Consider the following 25,908-nt stretch of genomic DNA (forward strand, 5'->3'; position numbering starts at 1 on the left):
GCAGCCCTTTTCAACGAAGCTTGATGACGGAGTTGACCACGTTCCATCCCCGTACCGACACGGAGGACGCCTTGTTCGGCGCATCGTCGCATTGAATTGCAACGGTACGCGTCTCGCCGGGAAGGAGGTTGAGATAGTTGTCCCCGTAATAGGCCGGCAGCACGCGCTCGCCTCGTTCGTCCAACACGGTCATCTTGATGCCCAGAACGGGCTGGGCGCCACGGTTGGTCACCCTCACGCCGATCGTGGACTTCGCGCCGACCGTCGCCTGCACGTCCAGCTTCTGGGGCACCAAGGCGTTCAGCTTGCGATAGGCGGCGTCATCGGCGCCCTGCCAGTAGAAGTTCCTGCTCAGTTCCGTCCCGCTTCCGTCGGTCAGGGTCAGGGACACAAAGACGAGCTTCTCCTGATCCAGGAGCGGCTGAAGACCGAGAGCGGGGAGCGTAGTGGTCGCGTTGGCCGGGGCATCGACGGCCCGTTCGTTCTCGAGCAGCACCTTGTTATCCACCGTAACGACCTTCGTCGCGAGTCTCAGACCAGCTCGAGGCTCCAGCGTCGTGTTGACCGCTGCCAGCGAATAGTCAGGCAGGTTCATCTGCGCGTGCACAGGTTCCAGCGCCGACTTCGTTCCGAAATAGGCACCGGGCGTGTCATAGTCGTAGCTGTACATCTGCCAATGGTTTGAGGGCCACGCGGGATGGGTCATCCAAAGCATGCGCCCGCTGTTCTTGGTCCAGAGATGGGCCGACATGCCTTCGAAGATCGCCTTGTAGTCAGCGACATTCATAAGCTGTGCCTTGCGTTCGAAATCCTCGAGACTGGTGGCCTTGCCCAGTTGCGCGTCCATCGTATCCATGAACGACTTTACGTCTCCGTTTCCGCCGAAGTGCCAGTCGTGATACGCAAGGGTGTCGCTGATCGGCCAGAGTTCCGACTTCGGCATCATCGCCTTCAACGCTTCCAAGGTGTTGAGTGACGGAGTGCCTGTCTCGACCGAGAACCCCGACGCCAGATTCGTGAAGTAACCGACGGGAGGGCGATAGTTGTATGGACCGGAACCCTGCAGGCCCACGACGTTCGAACTGGGCATGTAGAGCCGGGTCCCGTCCAGTTCGTGGACCAGAGTATCCATCCCCTCGTTCATCAGCGGCGGTGGAACCCCCTCATTGCGTCCGAACCACAAAAGCACGGACGGGTGATTGCGATAGCGGCTGATGACGTCGCGGGCGTTGGCTAGAAAGAGCTGCGGATCTTCGGGTTCTACCTGAAAGTTCTGGGTCGACATGAAGAAGTCGTTCGTGATCAGCATGCCGTATTCATCGGCGAGGTCATAGAACACGTCTTCGGTGTTCTGACCGACCCAGTTCCGGATGATATTTACGTTGGCATTCTTGTGCAGCTTGAAGAACGGCTCCATACGTTCGCGTGGCACGCGCTTCATGAAGTCGTCCATGCCCCAGTTTCCGCCGCGTGCAGCAATTTTCACGCCGTTCACGAACACGGTGAGGTGCGGGAGCGCCATCGTCTTTTCAATCGGCCGCACTGCTGGCGACGTCTCTCCCGCTGGGGTCAACGATTCGACCCAACCGTCCGGCGTTTCTTTGATGGCCTCATGGCGTGAATCGACGAGCCTCTCTTTCGAGTCCGTCGGAGAGACCGCAACCCGGCGTAGGGATCCCGTTTGATCGAAAAGGGACAACCCGTAGCTCAGCTCGCGCATGCCGAACCGCAGAGTCCTGCTGTCGGAGGAGTGGCCACCTTGCGACGCCGAGACCTTCAAGGTGTAGAGGTTCTGCGGCCCGTATCCATTCGGCCACCACAGGCGGGGGTTGCGCACGTTCAGTGCCGAGAATTCAGCCGGTGTGAACTCGACGGTCGTGCTTCCAGGAGCCAGGACGACGTCTTTCGAGACGTCGACGCCATCGAAGCTAGCGGTGATCCGCGAGGCGACGGGTGCGGCATCAAGGTTCGTGACGGGGACGCGCACAGTGACCCCGGCGCTATCTGTCCGTGGCAATGGGAGGTCGGTAACCACCTGCGCGTCGCCAATGCGCAGCGCCTCGCTCGTCTGCAGTTCCACAGGCTGCCAGATGCCCATGTTGCGATCGCGAACGCCAGGAATCCAGTCCCAGCCTTCGGCCGCGACGAACGTCGGTCCGTCAATGGTCAGGTTTCCCCCGTTCATGCCCGGCCCGGCCGCGACGGATTCTTCGTGCGGGATGCCCGGATGCGGCGGTCGGATGATCTTGACGGCGATCGCATTGCGACCTGCCCGCAACAACCCCGAGACATCGAACTGCCCCCGGATGAAGGCGCCGCGCACGTCGCCCACGCCGGTGCCGTTGACCCAGATCTCCGCTGCGTAGTTGATGCCCTTGAAGACGAGGAACCGTTTCCCGCCAGCCTCCGACGGCATGTCGAATTCGGTGCGATACCAATAGTCCTGTCGAGCAAGACTTTCCGGAATGGCCATGTTGTTCAGGCCGTACGCGGGATCGGGATACACGCCGCGATCGACCAACGTGGTCAGAACGGTGCCGGGCACGGTGGCCTTGTACCATTGGCCCTGTTCGAAGCCGGTGGCCGACAACTGCGCACCGGTCGCCAAAGTCTTTTCGGCGAACGCGAGGTCCCAGTTACCGATCTGCCAACGGTTCTCCGCGAGACGCGTCATGGACGGCCTCGCGCCGAGTGGTTTGGCAACAGGCTTGGCGGGAGGTGTCGCGCTTTTCGGAAGGGTCCAGTAGTCCTGTGGCTGGAAATAGCCCCGCCACTGCTTCTCCTGCCACTCCCAGCCAACGCCGGGCTTGGCGAGTTGCGCGGGCATGACCTCGGGCCTCGTCTTGGCCAGCGCCTTCAGCTCCGACGGAGACGCAACCCTCGACAGCATTCGGAGTTCGAAGATGTCCCCGCCGAAATGCTGAACGTCGGCAAGCGCGCCGGTGCCAGACGCCGGAGCCAGAGCCAGCACCGGCGTCAATGGCGACGAATTCGGCGTGGAAGTTCCGACCATGACGCCGTCGGCAAACAGTCGAACGGATCGACCGTCGCTCGACGCCGTCACGAACGTCCAGCGTCCGACCGGCACCGACGCTCTCGTCCGCGTCGGCGTGCCTTGCCCGTTCCAGAAGGCGAGATGGCCGCCGTCGATTATGATGGCCCTAACTGCATCGCCGCGTCCAACCTGCGCGACAATGCTCCGGCCAGATCGTTCCACGTTGGGCCGGATCCAGGTCGATATCGTCCATGGGTCGCTGGGCTTGAGCCCGGGAGCGGTCGCGGGCAGTTCGCGTTCGAGGCCGATACCATCCGCAAGAATGGTGGCGCTGTGCGGTCCGGTTGCGGCAGACTCGCCTCGATCCACAACTTCGGACGGGTCCTGAGCGCTGCCTTGTGCAGCACTGAACGCCAGCATGGCGATGCCGCACAACGAAGCTAGCCGAAGGCGTCTTTGGTAAAGGTTCATCGATTTTCCTCTCAATCTCGAGGCTGTCCGCGTTGTTCGTGGGCGACCTTCGAGGATCAGGCGTAGGTGGCAGCGTTGGGTGTTACCGTTGCATCCAAGGCATCCAAGGCCAGAGCGAGCGAGCCCAGCGGACCAGCTTCGTCGCCAAGACCCGGCGCTACCAGCAGCGTCTCGAGCTGCGCCGTGATCACATCCGAACCGGCATAGCCGCCCATCCGCGGTTCCAGCCGGCTGCGGATCATGGGGATAAGGAACGGCCGCCGAGATGGGACGCCACCTCCCAACAGAATGCGCTCCGGCACGACAGTGAAGAGCATGTTGTGCATCATGGTCGCCAACGCATCCGCGACGCGCTCCCATACCGGGTGATCGTCCGCGATGGCGTCACCTGACATGCCGGTCCGACTTTCTATCGCCGGACCGGAAACCAGACCTTCGACGCAGTCCCCGTGGAACGGGCATGCGCCTTCCCACTCATCACCAGGCTCGCGCCTCACGAGCATGTGTCCCGCCTCGGGATGGCCGAGCCCATGAACGGTCTGCCCACCAACCACGATGCCTGCACCCACCCCCGTGCCAACGGTAATGTAGGTCCAGCTCGAAAGTCCTCGGGCTGCACCCCATCGGCCTTCGGCCAGTGCTGCAGCGTTCACGTCCGTGTCGGCCCCGGTCGGGACGTCGTAGCGTCGCATCAGCCGCTGGACCACGTCCGCGCCATGCCATCCGGGTTTGGTCGTCTTCCCGATGCGGCCGAAATCGTCGGACGACCGGTTCAGTTCAATCGGCCCGAAGCTGCCTATGCCGAGCGCCCGCACATCATGCGTCCGCATCCAGCCATCAAGTATCTTCTCGATGTCGGCGAGCGTCGAGACAGGGTCGCGCGTCGCAAGCCTTCTTGTCTCGACGATGTCGTCATGGCCTCGGGCCAGTGTGCAGATGATCTTGGTGCCACCGAGCTCTATCCCGACGATGCAGTCCCCGCGGAGCGCCTTAGCCGTCGGCTCCGCCCCGGGACGTATGTCCTGAGTGTGCACTTCCATCATCGCACCGCCACAGTCGAAGGCGTCACATTCCATCCGCTCAGGCGAACGCTTACTGATCCGGTCGCGCGGCTCGTCGGGTATCGCACGGCGATCACCCGTTCTTCTCCTGGGAGAAGAGAGACGTAGTTGTCGGTGAAGTAGGCTGGCAGAACCTGTTTTCCGGCTGCGTCGAAAAGCGTGGCCTTCGCCTCAATGATCGGCGTCTGAGTGGCATTGCGAAGCGTGATGGTAGCGGCTGTCTCCGTTCCGTCGATCCGTGCCGTCGTGGACGCCGTTAGTCCGACCTTAGGCATTGCCGTCATACCCTTCAGGTCTGATGGCTGGCGGCCCTCCCAATAGAAGTTTCGCGAGAGGCTCGTGCCCTTTGCATCCATGGCTTCGAGACTGACCAGCGTCACCGGATTCGAACTCAACGTTTCAGGAGCGATCGTCATGGCGTCTGAAACGCCTTCGCCAGCCGCATCCAACTGCGCGGAACGATCCGCGATGACCTTGCCTTGCAGATCGGTCATCCTCACTCGAACCTTCAGCCCGCGCAGCGGTTCGCGCGTGTTGTTGACCACCACGATCTTGTGATCCGGCAGGTTCATCTGCACGTGGACCGGTTCCGACGACTTCTGGACCGCGTAGTAGGACGCCTGCGTATCGTAATCCGAGCTGAAGATGTTCCATGCGCTGGACGGCCAGGCAGGTTGGGTCATCCACAGCATCCGAGCGCTGTTCGTCTTCCAGATGCCGGCGTTGAACCCTTCGAAGATGGCCCGATGCGAGTCATACTGCAGAAGCTGCGCCTTGCCGCTGAAGTCCTCAAGGCTGGTCGGTTCACCGAAACGAACGCGCATGGCGTCCATGTAGGTCTTGACCGATCCGCCCCGATCCTGATGCCAGTCGTGGTAGGCCCATGCGTCGCTGATCGGCCAGAGATCCTCCTTCGGGATCGCGCGCTTCCAGCTTTCCAGAGTAGGGAATGACGGCGTGCCGAGTTCCACCGCAAAACCCTTGGCATGCTCGGTGAAGTAGGTTTCGGGTTCCCGCCAGTCATAGGGCCCGCTTCCGGCAAGATTCACGTTATTGGAGGAGCCCATGTAAAGCCGGGTTCCGTCCTCCTTTTCGATCAGCGACTGCAAAGCAACGTTGAGCGACGGCTGCGGAACACCCTCGTTCCGGCCGATCCACGCAACGATCGATGGGTGATTCCGATACCGGGCCACGACGTCCTGCGCATTGTTCATGAACAGGGGCACATCGTCGACCTGCTGGTTGTAATCCTGTGTCGATTCCCAGAAATCGTTGAGAACCATCAGGCCATATTCGTCCGCCAGATCGAAGAACACGTCCTCGGTGTTCTGGCCGACCCAGTTGCGGATGATGTTCATGTTGCCGTCACGGTGCAGGCGGAAGAAAGGCTCCAGTCGGTCGCGCTCGATGCGCTTCATGAAATCGTCCATGCCGATGTTCCCGCCCCGAGCGGCGATGCGGACGCCGTTCACGCGGATGACGAGATGCGGCGCGAGCTCCTCCTCGCCATCGATCCGCGTTACAGCGGCCGACTTGAGCGCACCTGGCGCCAGGGATGCGGCCCAGCCGCCCTTGACCTTGCGGATTCCGTCGTGAGTGCCATCGACGATATGCTGTCCCATCGATCTGGCGCGAGAAAGATCGATGCCGACCCGACGCAGCTCTCCCGCATCGTCCATCAACGACATGTCGTAGGTCACCTGCCGAATCCCGAAGCGCGTCGTGCGCTCGTCGGACTTCCTCCCTGCGATCGACGTCTCGATGCGCAGATCGTGGAGGTTCGGCTTGCCGTAGCCGTTAGGCCACCAGAGTAGCGGGTTCCGGACGGTGAGTTGCGGGAACTCGCCGGGCATGAACGCGACGACGGTCTTCTGCCGCGGGGCGAGTTGAACGGAACGGCTGACGGCGACGTCGTCGAAGCTCGCGCGCACGACGGTTTCGACAGGCTGATCCGTAAGGTTCTCGACCGGGACGCGAACCTCGACGTTCGCGAGGCTGTTGTCAGGCTTTGGAAGCGTCGTGACGATCTGCGGATCGCCTATCCGCGCCGCGCTGACCTGTTCGATCAGCACGGGCTGCCAAATCCCCATGTTCCGATCGCGGATGGACGGTATCCAGTCCCAGCCTTCGGCTGCGACAAAGGTGGGGCCGTCAAGGACGAGCATGCCACCGTTCTCGCCGGCACCGGCCTTCAAGGACTCCTCCTGGGCGATGCCGGGATGGGGCGGGGGAAGGATCTTCACGGCGACTGCGGCGATGGTGCCAGGCGCAGCCACCTTCGAGATGTCGAAGCGGCCGCGAACGAATGCGCCCTTCACATCGCCGACGAGCTGCCCGTTGACCCAGATCTCCCCGGCATAGTTGATCCCCTTGAACGTGAGGAACGTGTTCGTCGCGGCTTTTCCCGCTGGCACGCGGAACTGTGTGCGATACCAGTAGGCCTGCCGGCTGAGCTTCTCCGGAATGGCCATGTTGTTGAGGCCGTAACCAGGATCAGGATAGACGCCCCGATCTACCAGAGTCGTCAGGACGGTTCCCGGCACCGTGGCGACGTGCCAGCGGCTGACGTCGTATCCAGCCCTGGACACGACCGCTCCTGCGTCGTGGATGTCCGGTGCGGCAACGAGGCGCCAGCCGTTCAGCGTCCAGCGCCCGTCCGCGCCGCTCGCCAGAACCGGCAGATCCGGAATCGGCTTGGCGATCGGAGCCGAAAAGGGCGCACCTGACTTCGGGAGCGTATCGGCGGACTGAGGTGCCTCCATACCGATCTGCTGCTTCTTCTGCACCGGCCATTTCGGGCTGTTCGTCGCGAAGCCGATGAGATCCGGATTAGGAAGCCGACCCGCCTCAGATTCGATCGTTGCTGACGGGGTCCCGGACTGGTCCAGGCGAACGTCCGCCAAGCGGCCTGCGAACGTCTGGTAGCCGGACTGGCGTGGCGCGACAGTCATCGATCCCTGGGAAGCGAACCCTTCTAGGCGTCGCGCCCGCCCCGCGGTTCTGCCATTGACGTACAGGACGAGGCCGTTGGCATCGTTGATCACCGCAAAATGGGTCCAACGCCCGACCGGCATCGTCGCATTGGCTGTAATTCTGGTCGAGCCCGCAATGAAGATAGGACGCCCCTTGACCAGGTTCAGCGCGAACGCGACCTTCCCCTGATCAGCTTGCGCCATCAGCGGCGCGTCCGCTGCCGAAGCGTCCTTGGGCAATACCCACCCGCTCAGTGTGAAGTCACCGGTTCGAGCCGTAGCGTTCGCTGACCACGCCGCGATTGGGACCTTAACGCTGTCGCCGCCACGCGCGATGTCGACGTTGATGGGACCGCCCACGACGGCTGATGGCTCGCTAGCCGAGGCCTGCCACCCGCTAAGCGCCGTTGCCGCAAGCGCTACCGCCAAATACTTCATGCTTCCTCCCTCAGGCGTCAAAACCATTTGCTGCCTACCAGTTCGGGGCAGCCATGATCGATCGTCGATGACTGGGATAGCACCGCCCTGAATTTATTCAATCAAATTGAATAAGTCTTGATCTCGGCTTCTCGGTGTGTTTCTCTGCAACTCTAAGACAGGGCTTAGACACCGGTCGTCACAGGAGAGGACTCGACGCTGCGGCAACCGCGGCGCTCGTCCCCGCTTGCGCGATCAACACAGGGGACGACACCATGCGCACGGGCAGACAACTCATCGCAATGCGCCTGCTTGCAGGCTCGGCAGCTATTCTGATGCATCCTGACGCTGCATTGGCGCAGCAAGAGGTATCGTCTGCCGCACAGGAGGACGTTTCGCAGGATATCGTCGTCACAGGCGTCCGCGGCGCGCAGCAGAAGGCGATCAACGTCAAGCGCGATGCAGCGCAAATCGTGGACTCGATCGCGGCGGAAGACATCGGCAAGCTGCCGGATGCGACCATCGCGGACTCTCTGCAGCGGGTGCCCGGCGTCCAGATCACGCGATCCGCAGGGGAGGGGGCTTCCCTAAACATCCGCGGTCTGGGTCAGGTGCTCACGACATTGAACGGGGAGCAGTTTCTAGGTGCCTCAAACATAACGGGAGCGCAGCCAAACCTCACCGACGTCCCATCGGAACTCTTCGCCGGCGTCGACGTGATAAAGTCACCAACGGCGCGCAACCTGTCCGGCGGTGTCTCCGGGATCGTCGATCTCAAGACGCGCCGCCCCTTCGACCTACCCAAGGGGTTGACCGCATCGGTGTCGGGTCAGCACGTCTACGGAAACCGCACCAAGGACTGGAGCCAGCAGTATTCGGCGCTAGTCGGATGGAACAACGGCCGGTTCGGCGGACTGCTTGCGGTAGCATACGACGACCTGACGCTGTCAAATCAGCGCCCATCGATCACCAACGGCATCCGCAAGACGACGGACAGGGCGGCGGGTTTCGACACGAGAGGCGATGGCGACATCACGAACAGCACCCTGCGCGCCGATGGCGACTACTTCTACAATCCCGTCGCCTTCGAAATGAGCAACTCGATCACTGATCGACAGAGGCTGGGCGCGAACGCGTCGGCGCAGTATCAGATCACGGACTCGCTCCAGCTCATTGGAGATCTGGCCTACACGCGCCTGCGAAACCGAGACTCCGGCGTTTCGGCTGTGCTGCACAACAATTTTTCCGACAACGCCTACCAGTCCAGTTCGATCATCGACGGAAACGGCGTGCTGGAGGTCGGAAACGCGAACCTGTTCCGTTTCCACACATCGACCATCAACAACTATACCAAGGCTCGTTCGCTTAACACGAACATTGAACTGCGCTTCGACGACGGAGGCCCGTTCACAGCGTCGGCGCGCTGGGTGCAGGCGGATTCGAAATCGAGCTACATCTCCGGCAACGTCGATGCATGGGCCACTAGAAGCATTCTCGTTCCGAGGAGCTCGAGCGTCGCCGACTGCACGGCGACGCCAGCGTCCTGCGTCTACGGCAATCCGGGCGGTCTTCCCAGCGTCCTTGCCAGCATCGACTTCCGCAACCACTACCCTGCGGTGTCGTTCGCGAGCGACGTGACGAACCCTGCGCTTTACTCGCTGACGTCCACATGGGCCTTCGGAAACCGCTCCGAAGCGCAGCTCGACGCGTATCGGATTGATGGGGCCTACCAGATCAGCGACGACGGCCTTCTGCGAAAGCTACAGTTCGGCGGCCGATACGGGACGCGTGACGTCAGCAACGACGCTTTCCGGCTCTTGTCTCCGATCTCATTCGGCGGGACGCCTTATCTCTACTACTTCAAGGACGCGACTGGCATTAACCGGGTCAACGGGCTCAACCGCTCCCTCTTGCCGGTGCGCAAGTTCGCCGACATTCCCGGCCTGACCACGATGGCCACCGGCTTTGGTCCCATTACGGGCATTCCAGCCCTACCAGCGATCAATCCGACCGCGCTCAACGATGTCCGGCAGTTCAATGAGGCATTGTTTCCTGGTACGCGGGAATTCGCAAACCCGACCCAGTCGTATCGCGTCAACAGTCGCGACGTCGCCGCCTACCTTCAGGCGGACGTCGGCGGGCAGCTGATCGTTCCGTTCACTGGGAACGTCGGATTGCGCTACGCGCGCAATTCGCTCGACATCTTTACCAACCCAGCGAACGGGATCGCCTTCGTCGGATTGAACGCCAACAACGGCGTCCAGCTGGCGCTGCCCACCGTAAAATACAAGAACGACAGCGACTTCTGGCTACCGAATGCCAACCTCAATTTCGAGCTGGCGAGCGACATGCGACTGCGGTTCGCGTTCGCCAAGGTTGTCGGGACCTACGATCTGGCCACGCTCGGGCAGGGCTTCGCGTTCAGTTACGTTATCAACGGTTCGCGGACGTTCAACGGGCAGCCCCTCCCGTCGGATCTGAAGCGCTTCAACTCGGGATCCGCCGGAAACCCATCTCTGAAGCTTCCGCAGTCGACGAACTACAATGTTTCCTATGAATGGTATTTCTCGCGCAACAGCATCCTGTCGGTGGCTGCCTTCCTGTTCGACGTCAAATCGTTCCTACAGACGAACACGGCGATAGAAGCGCAGCCAGACGAAGACGACGTCGTTCGCGAGGGGGGGCCGGTGACGCGTCCTGCTAATGGGAAGGGCGGGATCATCAAAGGTGTGGAGATTGGGCTCCAGACGACCTTCGACTATCTGCCTGGTCTGCTCAGCGGCTTCGGCACGCAGCTGAACTACACGTTGTCCGACAGCAGCAGCTCGAACGTCGATCTCTTTGGAAGGACGCTGCCCGTTCCAGACAATTCGCGGCATCAGGTCAACGCGGTCGTTTTCTATCAGAAGGGTCCATTCCAGGGACGGGTGGCAATGAACTACCGCAGCAAGCGCTTCAACGGCCTGACGCCGGCCGGAAGCGATAATCTGGCCGTGTTCACCAAGCCGACGAACTATCTGGACGCGTCGCTCAGCTATGATGTCACGCCGCGCTTCACGGTATACGTGCAGGGCACCAATCTCACGCAGGAGAACGAAGAGCGCTACGCCCAGTTCAAGAACTTCTATCTCGACCAGGCTATCTTCGAACGTCGCGTCCTGGGCGGGGTTCGGATACGGCTATGAAGCGCAGGAACGCATCTGCTCAGCTTGCAGGCTATATCGTCCGCAGCGCGATTGCGATCGTCGCGCTTGCGGGCGCCAGCGCAGCATCCGCGGCACTTCCTCGCTGCGAACTGACCCCATCCGGGCGGCAGATTATCGAGATCGGTGCGACGGGCGTAACGCGTCCGGTATTGCTCTACGTGCCTCACGCGCCCCGGTCCTGGAAGGCTCTGCCACTCATTCTCAACCTGCATGGTAGCGGCTCGAATGGCGCACAGCAGCTCGACCGTTCGGGATTGATGGAGCTTGCGGATCGCCACCACGCGATCGTGGCCTCGCCGGATGGGGGGCTTACGCTTCCGTCCGGTGGCTTGGCGTGGAACATCCCAGGCATGCCGACCACGGCCGGGACCTTGCCGCCAGCCGATGCGCCCGATGACGTCGCGCACATCCTGGCGTTGATCGACACGTTGATCGCAAAGGGCTGCACCGACCCCGGACGGGTTTACGCGACCGGTCTTTCCGGAGGCGGCCGGATGGTCTCGCTGCTTGGCTGCGTTCTGTCCGATCGTCTGGCGGCGATTGCACCGGTTGTAGGACTCAGGGCGGGGGCGCCCGATCGCTCGACACCTGCCAAGCCTGATTTGATGAGCTGCCGTCCGACAACGCCAGTTCCGGTCATCGCCTTCTCGGGCGGCGCCGACACCACAAATCCGATCGATGGCGGTGGGGCGAAGTACTGGCAATATGGACTGCTGGCAGCGGAGCGCCGCTGGGCGGATATTGATGGATGCCAAGGCTTCGCCGAAACTGAACCTAGCAGGTCTGGAAGAACGAAGCGCCGCTATCTCGGCTGCCGACCGGGGGCGGACGTGGTCTCCTACGTGACTAAAAACGGCACACACAAATGGGATGTCGCGGACACGCGACTCATGTGGCGCTTCATGTCCGCTCATAGCCGTCATCTCAAAGCGCGTTGGTAGCCGGCGCTGGCGATGAGGGATGATCTACGTACTTTTATTCAATCAAATTGAATAAGTATTGCAAACGCAACTGAAAGCTGCTTTTCAGGCAAGACCAAGAGGGCTTGGAAAGAGCCGAGTGGGGGAGGGAACATGACACTGCGCCGAAGCGCCGTGCACGTTCGAGTTCCCTCCCGGTCAGGATGAGGGGATGAAGGCAATGCGTAAACTCACAGCACTCCGATCGGTTCTATTCACGGCTAGCTCCGTTGTAGCGCTTCTAGGCGCACAGTCCGCGACGGCGCAGCAGACCACGTCGGACGGTCCGGCAGCAGCGGCCCCGGATGCTGCAACGCCACCAGTTCAGGACGGCGCCAACGAGCAGGACATCGTCGTGACAGGCGTCCGTGGAGCGCAGCAGAAGGCTATCAACGTCAAGCGCGAGGCGTCGCAAATCGTCGACTCGATTGCCGCCGAAGACATTGGCAAGCTGCCCGACGTCACCATTGCTGATTCACTTCAACGCGTCACCGGCGTGCAGATCACGCGTTCTGCCGGACAGGGGGCGTCAGTCAACATCCGAGGCCTGGCCAACGTCCTGACGACGCTGAACGGCGAGCAGTTCCTCGGCGCATCCAACATCACCGGGGCGCAGCCTAACCTGACGGACATCCCGTCGACGCTGTTCGCCGGTGTCGACGTCATCAAGTCGCCAACGGCCGCAGACCTAACGGGCGGCAACTCGGGCATCATCGCTCTGAAGACCCGCCGACCCTTCGATCTCCATAAGGGGCTGACGGCGACGGGCTCGGTGCAGGACACGTACGGGAACATCACCAAGGACTGGAGCCAGAACGCTTCTGCCCTGGTCGCATACAACGGCAGCCGCATCGGGTTTCTTCTTGCCGGCTCGTATGATCACGAGATCCTGAGCAACAAGAACCCGCGCGTGACCAACGGCATCCTGAAGACGACCGATGCCCAGGCCGGCTTCGACGTCCGCAAGGACGGCGACATCACGAACAGCACGAAGCTTGCCGACAAGGACTATTTCTACAACCCCGTCGCTCTCGAGTTCGACAATGGGCAGACGCAGCGCGAGCGCATCGGGGCGAACGCTTCGGTGCAGTACGACGTCACGGATTCTATCCAGCTCATCGGCGACGTCGCCTACACCCGATTCCGCAACAGGAATTCGGGCAACACGGCTGTGCTGCACGGCAACTTCTCGAACGACAGCTACCTCCCGTCGTCGATCATCGATAGCAACGGCGTCGTACAGTTCGCCGATCTGAACCTGTCGCGGTTTCAGGTTCACACGCTGAACGCGTACAACAAGGCTCGATCGCTCAATACGAACCTTGAGGCTCGCTTCAAAAACGACGGACCGTTCAGCGCGACCCTGCGCTACGTGCATGGGGATTCGCGGAACAGCTCCACCCAGACCGACATCGACTCCTGGGCGACTAGAGCCGGCGTCGTTCCCCGTTCGCTTCCGACCAGCTGCGCGGGAGCCACGATTCCGGCCAACTGCAGCTACGCTAACCCAGGAGGCTTGGCTGCCGTTCGCGCTACGGTGGACTTCCGCGGATCAGAGCCTTCGGTGAACTTCCTCACGGACGTGACGAACCCAGCCAACTACTCCCTGACCTCCACTTGGTCGCAAGCGTCGAAGCAGAAGGCTACGCTCGACGTCTACCGCGCGGACGCGCAATACGATACCGACCTGGGTCCGCTCAAAAACATCCGCATCGGCGGCAGGTACGGCAATCGCGACGCCGGCAACAACGCATTCCGATATCTGTCGCCTATCGGTCCGGCCGGCCATCTGTACTTCTACAGGGATCCCCTCGTTGTCGATACGTTGGGTTACAGCGTAGTGCCAATTCGCAAGTTCAACGATCTGCCGGGGCTGGTAACGTCGGCGGGCGGCTTTGGACCAATTAGCGGCATTCCCAACCTCCCAGCTATCTCACCCAACGCACTTAACGACGTGAACGCATACAACGCACTGCTTTTCCCGGGCACGAAAGCATACCTTGATCCGCAGAACAGCTACCGCGTTACCCAACGCCAGATTAGCGCGTACGCCGAAGCCAACTTCGATGGATCGGTAGGTTCACTCGATTTTACCGGCAACGCCGGCGTACGATACGTGAAGACTAAGCTTGGTATTTACTCCTTCCCAACGGGTAATCAGTTTATTGGGGATCAATCGTTCAACGGCGTTGCAATCGCGACCGGGACGTCAAAGTCAAACAATGATAGTGAAGACTTCCTGCCGGACGCAAACCTTAGCCTGCACGTGCGCCAGGACATGTATCTGCGCTTCGCTTACGCCAAGACGCTAGGACAGCTCGACCTTTCCCAGTTCGGTCGTGGTCTGGCATCATCGTACGCAGTGAATGGAACGCGGACCTATCAAGGGGTGGCGCTTAATCCAAGCCTACAGCGCTACAGTTCCGGATCGGCAGGTAACCCCAATCTCGAGCTGCCGCGATCGGCCAACTACAACGTCTCATACGAATGGTATTTTAATCAGAGCAGCCTTCTATCTGTTGCCGCCTTTTGGTTCGACGTTGAGAGCTTCCTGCAGACGAACACCCTGATTGAGGCGCAGCCTGACGCCGATGGCGTCGTCCGGGAAGGTGGCCCGGTCACGCGACCGGTCAACGGTAAGGGTGGCTCCATCAAGGGCGTCGAAGTCGGTTTTCAGACCGTCTTCGATTGGCTGCCTGGTGTGCTCAGCGGCTTCGGCGGCCAGCTTAACTACACCTACTCCGACAGCGGCAGTTCCAACGTCGATCTATTCGGCAAGTCGCTGCCCGTTCCGGACAACTCGAAGCATCAGGCCAACGCAGTGCTGTTCTATCAGAAGGGCCCAGTGCAGGGCCGTGTGGCCTACAACTATCGCAGTAAGCGCTTCGGTGGGTTCGTCGCTGCGGCCGATGACAATCTGGCCGTCTGGAACCGCGCGACAGGCTATCTGGACGCGTCCGCGAGCTATGACGTGACACCGAAGTTCACGATGTTCGTGCAAGGGTCGAACCTGACCAAGGAGAACGAGGAGCAATACGCCCAGTTCAAGAACTTCTGGTATGGCTCGAGCATCTTCGAACGACGAGTGACGTTTGGCGTCCGCATCCGCAACTGAGCTTCACGCGATACCCTAGGCTGGTTCTCCTCCCCTTGACCAGCCACTCACGGGGTTCACTCAGGCCGCAGCGACATTTCGCTGCGGCCATATTTTTGTTCGCGTCACCAGCCGTATTTGATGCAATATGGAGGGGATGAATGATAGCGGTAACGGCAAGATGGTGGCGACGGTGTCCAAGGACGACGGCATGCGTGGCAACGACCGGCAGCCTCGGCTGACCGTTGGCCTGTCTGGCAGCAATCTTGTCCGCGTCAGCGACTTCAACCAGCGGGTGGTCCTGCAGGCCATCCGTGTCGCAGGAGGCGAGGTTTCGCGTTCCGAACTCGCCGCGGCGACCGGCCTCACGTTTCCCACCATAGCCAACATCACCCGTCGTCTCATCGACGAGGGTCTCATCCACGAGACCGCCCGCATCAAAGGCCCCAGAGGTAGCCCCGCTTCGCGGCTCGCGATCGATCCCGATGGGTGCTTCTCTTTAGGGGTAAACATCGATCGGGATCATGTCGCCGTCGTGATCCTCGACCTCGCGGGGGGCGTTCGCGCGCGATCCGTCAAGGAAGTCGATTTCCCTAGTCCTGAAATGGTCGTCAACTTCGTTCAGGAGTGGTACGCCGTGACGACTGACGCATTGAAACTGGACCGAGAACGCTTCATCGGTATCGGTCTTGCGATACCTGACGATATCGGAACAATCGCGCTGCCGAAGATGCCGGACGCATACGGCGTATGGGCAACGACGAACGTCTCACTTCTGCTTCAAGACGGACTAGGTCTACCCGTCCTTCGTGACAACGACGCCGCAGCGGCAGCGATCGGAGAAGCGCAGTTCGGTAATGGACGGCAGTTCACTGACTTCTTTTACGTGTTGATCAGCGCCGGACTGGGCGGTGCCGTCGTCGTAGACAACGAGTATGTGCGCGGCGGAAACGGGCGAGCAGGTGAACTTGGCCTCCTTCCGGCGGACTTCAACCATCCCGGAGGGCCGACCGTCCAGGACTGCGTGTCCCTGTCCGAACTCAGGCTTAGGCTGGAGAAAGCGGGATATGCGGGTAGCGTGGCGGAACTTCGCGCAGACGTTGAACGCCACAACCCGGTCGTCCGCGCTTGGTCCCTGGAGGCGGCAAAGACTCTCACGCTCCCCATCATGACGGTGAACGCCCTCCTCAACCCGACCGCGATCTTCATCGGCGCGCGACTGCCGTCGTGTCTGCTGGACAGCCTCATACTCGAACTGAATCGTAACATCGCCGCGCTCGGAAGCGCGGTCCCGAACATGGCTTTGATCCAACGAGCGAGTCATGACGAGGACGCCGTCGCTATCGGTGCGGCCATTTTGCCGTTCATAGCCCATACGTTGCCGTCGCACGCTGCACTCATGAAGAACCTTAGCTGACGCCCTGCTCCCGATCGTCGCGTCCCGACATGGCGCGGCGGTAGAAGTCCAACGTCAGCGTCACGGACTACAGGAACAGCGCCGGGTCAAAGCGCGGCCCTTCGTCTCTCAGGAACGCAAGCTGTGCGTTCACCTCATGCCATTCGTAGTGCGCAGCGACGTCCTGCAACCGCGCACGGATCATCTCCCGTCCTGCAAAGGGGACGGGTGGATCCTGCCGCCCCCAAACGAACATGGTTTCGGCCTTCAAGTCCGACATGCGCTTCAGGCTGTCGTCCGACCCACCTTCTCCGAGTGTGGCCGAGTGGATGTCGGTGGGGTAAAAGCAGGCGGCCGCAGACACCCGCGGATCGAGTGCCGCCCGATAGGGGAGATGGCCACTGAGGCACACGCCGAACGTGCCAAGTCTGCCATCGGCAGCCGCGGCAGCCGCGGCATCACGGCCAACACCGTCGCCCCCGGCGCGATCGAGACCGACTTCCTGGGCGGTGCCGTGCGCGAGATCCCCCATTACAACCAGGCATTCGCCGGCATGACGGCGCTCGGCCGCGTCGGCCTGCCTGACGACATCGGCCCCATGGTCGCTAGCTTGCTCGGTACAGACAACCGCTGGGTCAACGGCCAGCGCATCAAAGTGTCCGGCGGACAGACGATGTGAATCACTGCGAGTGCCGCTGTCGCGAGGTACTCCCACATTCCGGACCTCAGATATCTCATGCCCAAGATGTTGATTCATTCTCCTGCCGGCACGTTCGATGCGGCGGATCGGCAGCGGGTAGCGAGCGCCCTCATGACGCTTGGGCTCGATTGCGAGCGCCTGCCGCACTCGCCCCTAGTGCGAAGTACCGTCTGGACCTACTTCAGCGATTACCATGCTGATGCAGTCTTCATGGGTGACGAACCCGCACGGCTCCCCGTGGTCACGCTACAGATCTACGTATTGCGAGCGGGTGGAGCGTATCGCGCGAGCGGGCCGGTTGCGAATGCCCGTAGAGCGCTCGGTGGCGCTGATCCATGCTGCCGGAGTCGGCACGGTGACGACCTTGCTTGCACTTCCCGAGGCGAGCGCTACCCGCAGCTATCGCCCGCGACGCGGGATGCCGCACTCGCATCCATCGTTACGAGCTTGCCCAAGCAGGACCATGCCGATCTGGCATCATTGGCGGTCGGACTGCGGGCTCACCTCGATAGCCTCGCCTAAGCCAGCGAGGTTGCGAGGGCTCAAACTGGCTTCGTCGTTCAGACAGTGCGAAGGGCGGGAGACTCCAGTCTGAGCCAGCGTCGCCTTCGAAGGAAGCGACGCAGCAGGGCCCTTTCAACTATCGCTACGATCAACATTCCGCCCTCGATCACGGCGTCCTAAAAGCTATAACTCCCGCGTATGAACGCTGATCTACCGTTAAATCCGAAGGGGGAAACGGCGTTGTAAGGCTGGGTGCCGGCATTGTCGGCGCCATTGCTCCCGACCGCAACGCTAGAGACCGTTGAGGCGATATTTTCGTCCGGATAGATGTCAAAGACGTTCTGCGCTCCCACGCTCAGCTTAAGCGCACGGGTTGCCTGCCAGCCGACATCGATATCCGTCAGGATTTTGGCACCAAAGCGCTGGACGATGTCTGAGTTCGCCGCACTACCCGTCGAGGGAACCAAGCGAACGTCATAGCCCTGAACCAATGCTGCGACTTGGGCCGGCGTACGATTAAGCAACGCTACCGTAGCGACGCGCCCATACCGGGTGTTCGTGACGGACAACGTAAACGGTCCCCGCGCATAATTCAGATCCAGTGTGATCTTGTCGCGCGGTAGGCTGTCCGAAAAGCGAAGTTGCTGGGTTAGGTCAAAGAGTGGCGTAGTGATGCCCAGCGCCGCGATCGGTACCGGGGTGCCCGCGATCCTGTCGAACGTCGTCTTGTTATAATTGCCGGCAAGCGTGGCTGTGATCCGGCTTCCATCTCCAAAGCGATGTCGGTAGTTCATGACTAGATCGATGCCCTTGGTTTCCGTGTCGACCGCGTTGGTCAGGAACGACAACGCAGCAAAGCCAGACTGCCCATTGGTGGCCAGATAGTTGGTCAGGCGGGCGTCCTGAAAGGTCGATGAGATCGCGATGCGGTCGCGCACCTTAATCCGGTAGGCATCGAGCGTCGCCGTGAAACCGCCGGCCTCGAAGACGGTACCGATAGACACGTTGCTTGACTGTTCAGGTTTCAGGTCAGTCGCGCCCGCTAGCCGCGCTGCAGGATTGTTGACTGCCGCCACCCGCACGATCGCCTGGGCGCCGTTGAGGATCAGCGTATTCGATGCGTTATAGCCGGACTGTGCCAGCGCAGGCGCGCGAAAGCCGGTGTTGTAAGAGCCTCGCAACGCCAGTCCGCCGAACAGACCGAGCCGCCCGGCAGCCTTGAAATTTGTGGTACTGCCGAAGTCGGAATACCGTTCGTGCCTGGCCGCACCTGACAGCAGCAGCCGGCCGAAAAACTGCTTTTCCACTTCGCCATACATCGCGACGCTGTCGCGAGCGATCGACGCACGATCATCGGGTCCGTTGCTTGGTCCGGGTTGCGAACCTATCGGCCCCGGACGACCGGCGTTGGGGCCATCCGGAATCAATACCCCGCCATTGCGATAGCCATCAGGCGCCCCCGAGAAAAGACGGTAGGCTTCCTCGCGATACTCGGCGCCGAAAGCCAGCCTGAACGGCTGATCGTCACCGACCGGGATCTCTCGCGTGAAATCGAGGTTCGAGGTCCACTGATAGAAGTCGCTCCCGCCACGGTAAAAGCGCGATGGGGAGGCAGCCCCCAAGGACACGTTGACGCTGTCGACGTAAGTCGTGCGGACGGTGCTGACGCCATAGACGGTCGACAGGTCCCAACCGAACCCCGCCAGGTCGTCTCCACGCAGACCGATCGCGGTGGAAATGTTCTCCAGCCTGGTGTCGAGGCCTGGGCTGTAACCGTCCGGGTAGAGCGCGCGTACCGTCTCGTCCTGTCCAGGACGGCGGAAGAAATACTGGATGTCGCCATCGAGGCGATTGTACCCACCAAAGCTGTAAAGTTCGGTCCCCCCTGGCAGGGGCGCGACGAGGTTGTAGAAGAGCTGGTAGTTTCGGTTTGGCTGATCGCCCTGCTGGAATACGTTCCGGTCGAACCCGGCTTCCCGCGGGTCAAGCGTCCCGTTCGATGGTGTCAGTCCAACACCGGAGCCATAGTTGCCAGAAGGCGCGACTGGCCGACCAGCGGCGTTCGTCCCGAGATACTGCTGCCGCGTATCTGCCCGCGCACGATTGGTGCCGTCCCGGTCTTGGTAAGCTGCGGTCAGGCGCAGGACGCCGTTCGCTCCGAGCGGGATGCCGGTGGAGGCGCTCGCCTCGTAGGTGTCACCGTCGCCCTTCGTGGTCTGCACATAGCCTGCCTGCGCGATGGTGCCGAGCGAGCGGTCGAGGATCATGTTGATGACCCCTGAGATCGCGTCGGAGCCGTATTGGGCGGCAGCACCATCGCGCAGCACTTCGATCCTCGACATGGCAAGGGTCGGGATGGCGTTGAAATCAACCGCGACGTCGCCGCGACCGATGCCGTTGCTCGAATTGAGGTCGGCCGTGGTGTGGCGACGTTTGCCATTGATCAGCACGAGCAGTTCGCCGGCCCCTAGTCCGCGCAGGGACGGTGGCTGGATGAAATCGCCGACACCTGATGCCAGCGGTCGCGGAGCGCTGAAGCTCGGCACCTGAACCTTCAGCATCTGGATGAGATCGACACGCCCGCTCTGTTGCAGCGCCTCGCGCGATATGGCGTCTACCGGCGTCGACGATTGCGTTGCCGTGCGGCCACCAAAACGACTGCCGGTAACGATGATCTCGCCGGCCTCATCGTCGTCTTCGACTGCGTCGGCTTCCCGAACGACCTCCTGCGCCAACACAGGCATCGGCATCGCAGCGGTGGCGGCAAGCGCTATCGCGAATGATCGCATGTAGATCCCCTGAAGTGATGTTATCTTATTATGTTTGGCGAGTTGCCGATGGCCGCTTTTTTGACGAGCGGAAGGTCCGGTAGCTCCGGGTTAGCGTTTACTGCGGTGAAGGGGTGGTATCAGCGCCGGTCAGCGGCTTTTCTTGATCCATCCGCTGTATGCACTTGAGCGGTAAAGATCGGTGCCCGACCGAAGTCGACCCTGCCAAACGGCCGGTCGCGAAACAGATACCCGTAGTAGAAATTGCGCAGCCTGGCGTGGAAGGCACGCACTCGGTCCTGATACCCCAACTGTGCGCGAACGTCGGTGTCAGCCAGCCGGGTCAGCAAAGCCTGCACCCCCACCGAGGGCAGCACCCACCCAAGCATGCGCGCAGCGGCATCGCGGCGCTCCAAACCGCTTCGATAGGCACGGACCTTGGTCGCGACGCTTTCGTCACCGACCTGATGGAAGGCGAAATACCATTTGTAATGGAAGGCCGACCCAAGCGGGGCAGAGTCCGCCCATTCGGGATGACCGGCATAGAAGCGACGCATCGTCGTTTCGCGGGGAATGTCCCAGGCGCGGTTGACCATCTCACGCTGGGCCAGCGCGATCTCTGCGCCCTGACCAATCGGCACGGCGCGGTTGATTGCGACGTGCGCCAGTGTCGGCAGGACGAGCACCAGTACAAGCCAGCAGGCTGCCAGCGTTGCGGCGTTTGCGACCGAGCTCCAGCGGAGTCTCGCGACCAGTGCGGCGAGCGCCATCCAGAACAGAAGGTAGGCAAGGATCACGGCGAGGACCGCGAGAATGGCTGCGCCCCCGACGCCGGACGCTACCGCGGCAACGGTGAAGGGTACGGCAAGTGCGACCCATAACAGCGCGATACGCAGCAGCATACGTCGCCGGAACAGCGTTGCGCCGCCCCGCGGTAGAGCATCCAGCATCCGTAGCCGGCCCGCCTCGCGTTCTCCGGACGTCAGATCATGGAACAGCGCCACCACGAACAGCGGCGCGAGGAAGACAAGGACGAACGCGAAATCGAACCGGCCTGGCAGAGCAAGTTCAGGATTGAAGACGTCGCCGTCATAGATCTGCGCCTCCAGCCCCAAGGCGCGGACGCGCAGGATGTAGGGTGAGACGTCGCGCATCCCGAGTGCGGCGAAGGCCAACGGGGACGGTGCGTCCCAGGTTGGGTGGAAGCTGTAATAGCCCGCACTGCCTGCGTCCTTGGTCCGGTCGACATAGTTGGCAACGGCCGTGATATCTTCGGATTGTGCGGCCGGGATTGCAGCGATCGCGGTACGCTGCCGGGAGATTTCCACCATGCCTGCGGTGACCGCAGCAGCGGTGAGTATGGCCATCAGGATCAGTGCCACGACGCTTAACCGCGCACGGAGCAGCAGGCGCAGTTCATGCATCCACAGGGTCATTGACGGGCTCCCAGACGGCGAGTCACCCGCGTGAGCAGCAGGGTGGCGACTGCCAACCACAGTCCCAGAATACTGATCCCGGGCAGCGCCGCCGCCGCAAGCGCTGCGGCACTTGGCGCAACGAAGGCGAAATCGGGCATATGTTGCCAATTGTCCGCGGCAATCCGCTTGCGGCGATCGGCACCCGCATCCTCGGCTATATCGTCGGCGTAGCTGACATTCTTTGCCTCCATCCGGTTAAGACGCTGCACAAGGGCGTAGCGATACGTTTCCGCCTGTTCGAGGAAGCGACGGTGTCCGGCAAAGTCGGTGTCCGCCGCAGCCATCGACAGCGCGCGGATCGCGATCGTTGGGCTCAGGACACCGATCGCGTCGACCAACCGGTTCTGAGCGGTCTGTGCCGCGAAGCTGGCACCTGCATAGCGATCGAACAGACCGGACGTCAGCCGCTCCCCCTCCATCGCCAGCAATCCCTTGTAGTTCACCGGCAGATCCTCGACCCGGGTTACGCCGTAGCGTTGCAGGACCGACTGCTTGAAGGCTGCCAGATGCGGATCGTCGGGATTGTGACTGTCACCCAGCTGGCGCAGGTCTCGCGCGATGGCGACATCGGTCTGAAGACGGTTCTGGAGCGGCACCGCAGCCCCCGCGATGTCGGGGGCGATGCGCGGCAGCAGCACGACCGCGACCGTCCATATTGCCAGCAGTGCAAGGAGGGCATCGCGCCCGCGCCGAGCAAAGCCCGACGCTAGCAGGATCAGGACGACCCACAGGGCAAGATACAGCGCATAGCCAAGTCCGATGGCCGCCATTGGCAACGCCAGCGTGCCGGGTTGCGCGACGACGGCGACAAAACCTACCATCGCCGGCAATCCGACGATCACGGCCACGATCCCGAGCGCGGCAAGCTTGCCGCGTACCAGCTGTCCGCGCGAGACACCCTGCAGCATCAGTAATCGCAGTGTTCCTCGTTCGGTCTCGCGCGCCAGCACGCCGAAGCCTAGGAAGATCAGCAGTAATGGGGCGACTACCTGGAGGACGAAGGCGGGGGTGAGTTGCCCAAAACGTACCAGCAGCGAGCTTTGCCGCACATCGCCAAAATTGGCACTGTTCTGGCGGTGGCCTTCGAGAAACATGCTGTTGCCCGTGAAGGCATCGACACCGGGATCGAACGCGGCCAACGCACCCAGCGGCCGATAGATGAAGGTGCCGTAATGGACCATGCGGTGCGGGTGGCGATCGGGTTGAGCCTTGAACGCCGCAGCGGCCACCTGCTGATGCCGCGCGCGCAACTCGGCAATGGCCCGCTGGTGCGACCATGAACTGAGTACAGCCGACAGAGTCAGCAGGACGAGGAGAACAAGCGCGATCACCGCGACGCGGTTGCGTGCCATCAACCGGAGTTCGTCGCGCGCGATCAGGTGGATCGCGCTCATGCCGCACGGGTCCCTACGCCAATCTGGAACCGCGCGTGCAGGGCGCGAATGTCGAACCGTTCGGCCCCGGTGGCCGTGACATCCTCGACGATCCGGCCCTGTTCAAGGAAGGCGATGCGGTCGGCGACATCGGCGGCAGATAAGAGGTCGTGCGTTACCATAAGCACTGCGGTGCCGCGGTCGCGCACTTTCAGGAGCAGCGCGTTGAAGTCGGCGGTTGCGCGCGGGTCGAGACCAGAGGTCGGCTCGTCGAGCAGCAGCACCGGCACTTCGCGCAGCAACGCCACGGCAATCGCGACCTTCTGCCGCATACCCTTGGAGAAGCCGCCCAGCCGTTGGTCCCACGCACGGTCCTGCAATCCGGCAGCAGCCAGCGCAGCGGTGATCGTTCCCCGGTCCTGACGTTGATCAGCGAGTGCCAACATGTAATCGGCATTCTCAACCGCGCTCAGATGCTCGTACAGCGCGACGTTCTCGGGGAGATAGGCAATGCGGCGGCGTGCCGCGTCAGCATCAGCTCCTGGGTCGATGCCGCAGACTGCAATCTGCCCCGCATCCGCGCGCACAAAGCCAAGCAGAGCGGACAAAGTGGTCGACTTGCCCGCTCCGTTGCCGCCCAGCAACGCCGTGATGCTGCTGGCAGGAACGGTAAGCGAAAGACCGTCGAGAACGCGATGGTTGCCGTAGGCAAGCGCCAGTTCGTGGATAGCGATAGGGTTACCGTTGTTACCGGGCATAGGCCTCAATCTGCAAGCGACATGATATAGCGTATCATACGGCGTTGTTGCTGTGTTGCAACATTCCATGTCGAGACAGGGAGCAAGTAGCGCGCGAGACGCGGCTCCTCGCTGGCGAGGAACGATGATCATGGCTGCGTCCAAAGAGGTCGGCATTTTTCCAATGTCAGTCGGAACGACCGTCAGATGTTATGCGCTTGAACTCAGCGCATAAGGAGTTGATTATGTACAAGAAGATTCTTATCGCTGCGGTTGTAACCGCGGCACTTGGTTCCCCCGCCTTTGCAGATATGCCAGGCAAGAACTGGATCAGCAGCGCTAAGGTGAAGGCCATGCTTTCCAAGCGAGGTTATCGGGTCACGAAGCTGGAAGCCGACGATGGCCATTGGGAAGGCGAAGCCCGCAAAGCCAAGGCAAACTACGAGTTTCACGTCGATCCGCATTCAGGTGCCATCACAAAGATGGAGCGTGATCATTCCTAGTCGTGCGGACACGACGCGCGTTACGCCCACGTTGGACGTGGCGCCTTCGTGTCATAATTCTACTACGAAAAGACCGCTAGTTTAAGCCGGTTCGCGTTTTACTAGTAGATGGCGATCGCTAAAAACCTAGGTGACGTTGGTTAGTCCTTGAGCAAACACCACCAGCACCGCACGAAGCTCGCTATTTCTTACAGCTCCAATCGCTGTGTTGATGGGCATCCAGCATCGCTGTCGCTGGTGCATTTCCGGCCAGCTTTTGTTTTCCTGACGAACCAGCATCGGAAACGCCTGAACCGCTACCATCTTGGCCTGGCCGTCGTCTTGAGTTTTCAATTGATGGTAGGTCCCAACAAGTAAGGCGCTAATTGTGCCTGTAACGCCGGCTTCCTCAAACGCCTCACGAGCGGCAGATCGGTGCGCTGGCATTCCCTGCTTTACCTTACCCTTGGGCAATACCCATCGAGATCGCTTTCGAGAAGTGACTAGCAAAACCTCGATGCCATTCAGGCGGCTGTTGCGATATGGTATAGCGGCGGACTGCAAAATGATGTCACTACCTAATCGATGGCAATGCGGTGGGCACCATCTAACGTGGCCATGAGGAACCGCGCAATCGAAACGGCTACCGGTCTTGAAGATATGCTTTTGCCGGAGAGCCATGCTCGGCTGTTTCGATCGCACGCATCGAATTTGGACGACGTCGCGCATAGCATGAACGAGCAGATCGGCGAGGGTCGTTTCGACAAGATGCTCCGGCTTGCCCTTTCCGATCCCGATGGGGAGGTTTGGCGCTACACCATAGAGGTGACAGGGCATGTCGTTGCCCAAGCGATCCCAGAATATGGCGCTGTGATGCAGCATCGTCTGCTATAGCCACCGATAATACTGTGAGCGAATGTTGGCTAGCGAGACGTCGAAGGCAGATCGGAACGACTGACCACGGGCGAGGCCGGCCTAGCCGCTTTTGATCGCCTAATTTCCGCTATGCCCTGACGGAAAACACATGTTGGTTGGCGACGGCGTTTTGCGACGATCAAGAGGCTACCGTCCGAAATCACCTGTTTGTCGCACAACTATAATTACGACCGGGTTTTCCGCACATCCGGCCGCTGAACGGCGGGGAGCAGAACGGCAGCTTTCGGGAAGGCAGGTGGCATTAGCCGACATTGCGGGGCTCAGCTTTTCCCGAAAAGGATCCAGACTGTGCGGAAACTCGCCGTTGGCTGGTGCCGCGCCTTGGATGCACGGGATGAGGGCGGTGTTAGTGGCTGAGG

At 61.3% G+C, this 25,908-nt stretch carries 16 protein-coding genes; 7 read left to right on the top strand and 9 right to left on the bottom strand.

Annotation, left to right across the window (positions count from 1 at the left end; all coding sequences use genetic code 11):
• Positions 1 to 10: 10 nt before the first annotated feature.
• Genes O6X71_RS20570 through O6X71_RS20580 form a run of 3 tightly spaced genes read right to left on the bottom strand, consistent with a single transcriptional unit; the run spans position 11 to position 7,964 of the window.
• Positions 11 to 3,466, bottom strand: a complete 3,456-nt coding sequence (locus tag O6X71_RS20570) for a glycosyl hydrolase 2 galactose-binding domain-containing protein (protein ID WP_353467521.1) — start codon at positions 3,464 to 3,466, stop codon at positions 11 to 13.
• A gap of 56 nt (positions 3,467 to 3,522) precedes the next feature.
• Positions 3,523 to 4,542 carry an ROK family protein gene (locus O6X71_RS20575; protein WP_353467522.1) on the bottom strand — a complete coding sequence of 340 codons (1,020 nt, stop codon included), beginning with the start codon at positions 4,540 to 4,542 and terminating at the stop codon, positions 3,523 to 3,525.
• Positions 4,506 to 7,964 carry a glycosyl hydrolase 2 galactose-binding domain-containing protein gene (locus tag O6X71_RS20580; RefSeq protein WP_435368518.1) on the bottom strand — a complete coding sequence of 1,153 codons (3,459 nt, stop codon included), beginning with the start codon at positions 7,962 to 7,964 and terminating at the stop codon, positions 4,506 to 4,508. The genes O6X71_RS20575 and O6X71_RS20580 overlap by 37 nt, the downstream gene beginning before the upstream one ends.
• Before the next feature lie 254 nt (positions 7,965 to 8,218).
• On the opposite strand from O6X71_RS20580, the gene O6X71_RS20585 reads away from it, so the two are divergent.
• From O6X71_RS20585 to O6X71_RS20600, 4 genes are all read left to right on the top strand, one after another.
• Positions 8,219 to 11,101, top strand: a complete 2,883-nt coding sequence (locus O6X71_RS20585) for a TonB-dependent receptor (protein WP_353467523.1) — start codon at positions 8,219 to 8,221, stop codon at positions 11,099 to 11,101.
• Positions 11,098 to 12,063 (top strand): alpha/beta hydrolase family esterase, encoded by a 966-nt coding sequence (locus O6X71_RS20590; RefSeq protein ID WP_353467524.1) that lies wholly within the window; start codon positions 11,098 to 11,100, stop codon positions 12,061 to 12,063. The genes O6X71_RS20585 and O6X71_RS20590 overlap by 4 nt, the downstream gene beginning before the upstream one ends.
• A 190-nt stretch (positions 12,064 to 12,253) precedes the next feature.
• Positions 12,254 to 15,196, top strand: coding sequence for a TonB-dependent receptor (locus tag O6X71_RS20595; protein ID WP_353467525.1), 2,943 nt, complete (start codon positions 12,254 to 12,256; stop codon positions 15,194 to 15,196).
• 136 nt (positions 15,197 to 15,332) lie between these two features.
• Positions 15,333 to 16,592, top strand: coding sequence for an ROK family transcriptional regulator (locus tag O6X71_RS20600; protein WP_353467526.1), 1,260 nt, complete (start codon positions 15,333 to 15,335; stop codon positions 16,590 to 16,592).
• Between the two features lie 67 nt (positions 16,593 to 16,659).
• On the opposite strand, the gene O6X71_RS20605 is transcribed toward O6X71_RS20600, so the two are convergent.
• A complete protein-coding gene (locus O6X71_RS20605) occupies positions 16,660 to 16,983 on the bottom strand; it encodes a dienelactone hydrolase family protein (RefSeq protein WP_353467527.1) in 324 nt (107 codons plus the stop codon).
• On the opposite strand from O6X71_RS20605, the gene O6X71_RS20610 reads away from it, so the two are divergent.
• The gene (locus O6X71_RS20610; RefSeq protein WP_353467528.1) at positions 16,966 to 17,250 is read left to right on the top strand and encodes an SDR family oxidoreductase; all 285 of its coding nucleotides are present in this window, start codon (positions 16,966 to 16,968) and stop codon (positions 17,248 to 17,250) included. The two genes, O6X71_RS20605 and O6X71_RS20610, sit on opposite strands and share 18 nt — an antisense overlap.
• A gap of 701 nt (positions 17,251 to 17,951) precedes the next feature.
• Here O6X71_RS20610 and O6X71_RS20615 read toward each other — a convergent pair.
• The 4 genes from O6X71_RS20615 to O6X71_RS20630 form a co-directional block, all read right to left on the bottom strand.
• Positions 17,952 to 20,564 (bottom strand): TonB-dependent receptor plug domain-containing protein, encoded by a 2,613-nt coding sequence (locus tag O6X71_RS20615; RefSeq protein WP_353467529.1) that lies wholly within the window; start codon positions 20,562 to 20,564, stop codon positions 17,952 to 17,954.
• A gap of 119 nt (positions 20,565 to 20,683) precedes the next feature.
• Positions 20,684 to 21,979: an ABC transporter permease gene (locus O6X71_RS20620; protein ID WP_353467530.1), complete on the bottom strand. Its 1,296-nt coding sequence runs from the start codon at positions 21,977 to 21,979 to the stop codon at positions 20,684 to 20,686.
• Complete coding sequence (locus O6X71_RS20625; protein ID WP_353467531.1) at positions 21,976 to 23,415, bottom strand: ABC transporter permease; 1,440 nt, start codon at positions 23,413 to 23,415, stop codon at positions 21,976 to 21,978. Before O6X71_RS20625 ends, O6X71_RS20620 begins: the two co-directional genes overlap by 4 nt.
• The gene (locus tag O6X71_RS20630; protein ID WP_353467532.1) at positions 23,412 to 24,152 is read right to left on the bottom strand and encodes an ABC transporter ATP-binding protein; all 741 of its coding nucleotides are present in this window, start codon (positions 24,150 to 24,152) and stop codon (positions 23,412 to 23,414) included. The genes O6X71_RS20625 and O6X71_RS20630 overlap by 4 nt, the downstream gene beginning before the upstream one ends.
• 224 nt (positions 24,153 to 24,376) lie before the next feature.
• Between O6X71_RS20630 and O6X71_RS20635 the strand changes: the two genes are divergently transcribed.
• The gene (locus O6X71_RS20635; RefSeq protein WP_353467533.1) at positions 24,377 to 24,634 is read left to right on the top strand and encodes a PepSY domain-containing protein; all 258 of its coding nucleotides are present in this window, start codon (positions 24,377 to 24,379) and stop codon (positions 24,632 to 24,634) included.
• Positions 24,635 to 24,760: 126 nt separating this feature from the next.
• Here O6X71_RS20635 and O6X71_RS20640 read toward each other — a convergent pair whose 3' ends face one another.
• Entirely contained in the window at positions 24,761 to 25,342 is a 582-nt protein-coding gene (locus tag O6X71_RS20640) for an NUDIX hydrolase (RefSeq protein ID WP_353467534.1), read from the bottom strand.
• Positions 25,343 to 25,345: 3 nt separating this feature from the next.
• Here O6X71_RS20640 and O6X71_RS20645 point away from each other — a divergent pair, with 3 nt between their 5' ends.
• Positions 25,346 to 25,507 (top strand): hypothetical protein, encoded by a 162-nt coding sequence (locus tag O6X71_RS20645; RefSeq protein ID WP_353467535.1) that lies wholly within the window; start codon positions 25,346 to 25,348, stop codon positions 25,505 to 25,507.
• The last annotated feature ends 401 nt before the right edge of the window (positions 25,508 to 25,908 follow it).

It is taken from the genome of Sphingomonas faeni (assembly GCF_040407505.1).
GTDB lineage: Bacteria > Pseudomonadota > Alphaproteobacteria > Sphingomonadales > Sphingomonadaceae > Sphingomonas > Sphingomonas faeni_E.

What these genes read in the sequence shown, in the direction of transcription:
- O6X71_RS20570 (WP_353467521.1), bottom strand. Translation starts at nt 3,466, where the DNA reads ATGAACCTTTACCAAAGACGCCTTCGGCTAGCTTCGTTGTGCGGCATC.
- O6X71_RS20575 (WP_353467522.1), bottom strand. Translation starts at nt 4,542, where the DNA reads ATGGAATGTGACGCCTTCGACTGTGGCGGTGCGATGATGGAAGTGCAC.
- O6X71_RS20580 (WP_435368518.1), bottom strand. Translation starts at nt 7,964, where the DNA reads ATGGTTTTGACGCCTGAGGGAGGAAGCATGAAGTATTTGGCGGTAGCG.
- O6X71_RS20585 (WP_353467523.1), top strand. Translation starts at nt 8,219, where the DNA reads ATGCGCCTGCTTGCAGGCTCGGCAGCTATTCTGATGCATCCTGACGCT.
- O6X71_RS20590 (WP_353467524.1), top strand. Translation starts at nt 11,098, where the DNA reads ATGAAGCGCAGGAACGCATCTGCTCAGCTTGCAGGCTATATCGTCCGC.
- O6X71_RS20595 (WP_353467525.1), top strand. Translation starts at nt 12,254, where the DNA reads ATGAAGGCAATGCGTAAACTCACAGCACTCCGATCGGTTCTATTCACG.
- O6X71_RS20600 (WP_353467526.1), top strand. Translation starts at nt 15,333, where the DNA reads ATGAATGATAGCGGTAACGGCAAGATGGTGGCGACGGTGTCCAAGGAC.
- O6X71_RS20610 (WP_353467528.1), top strand. Translation starts at nt 16,966, where the DNA reads ATGGCCACTGAGGCACACGCCGAACGTGCCAAGTCTGCCATCGGCAGC.
- O6X71_RS20615 (WP_353467529.1), bottom strand. Translation starts at nt 20,564, where the DNA reads ATGCGATCATTCGCGATAGCGCTTGCCGCCACCGCTGCGATGCCGATG.
- O6X71_RS20620 (WP_353467530.1), bottom strand. Translation starts at nt 21,979, where the DNA reads ATGACCCTGTGGATGCATGAACTGCGCCTGCTGCTCCGTGCGCGGTTA.
- O6X71_RS20625 (WP_353467531.1), bottom strand. Translation starts at nt 23,415, where the DNA reads ATGAGCGCGATCCACCTGATCGCGCGCGACGAACTCCGGTTGATGGCA.
- O6X71_RS20630 (WP_353467532.1), bottom strand. Translation starts at nt 24,152, where the DNA reads ATGCCCGGTAACAACGGTAACCCTATCGCTATCCACGAACTGGCGCTT.
- O6X71_RS20635 (WP_353467533.1), top strand. Translation starts at nt 24,377, where the DNA reads ATGTACAAGAAGATTCTTATCGCTGCGGTTGTAACCGCGGCACTTGGT.
- O6X71_RS20640 (WP_353467534.1), bottom strand. Translation starts at nt 25,342, where the DNA reads ATGCGCGACGTCGTCCAAATTCGATGCGTGCGATCGAAACAGCCGAGC.
- O6X71_RS20645 (WP_353467535.1), top strand. Translation starts at nt 25,346, where the DNA reads ATGAACGAGCAGATCGGCGAGGGTCGTTTCGACAAGATGCTCCGGCTT.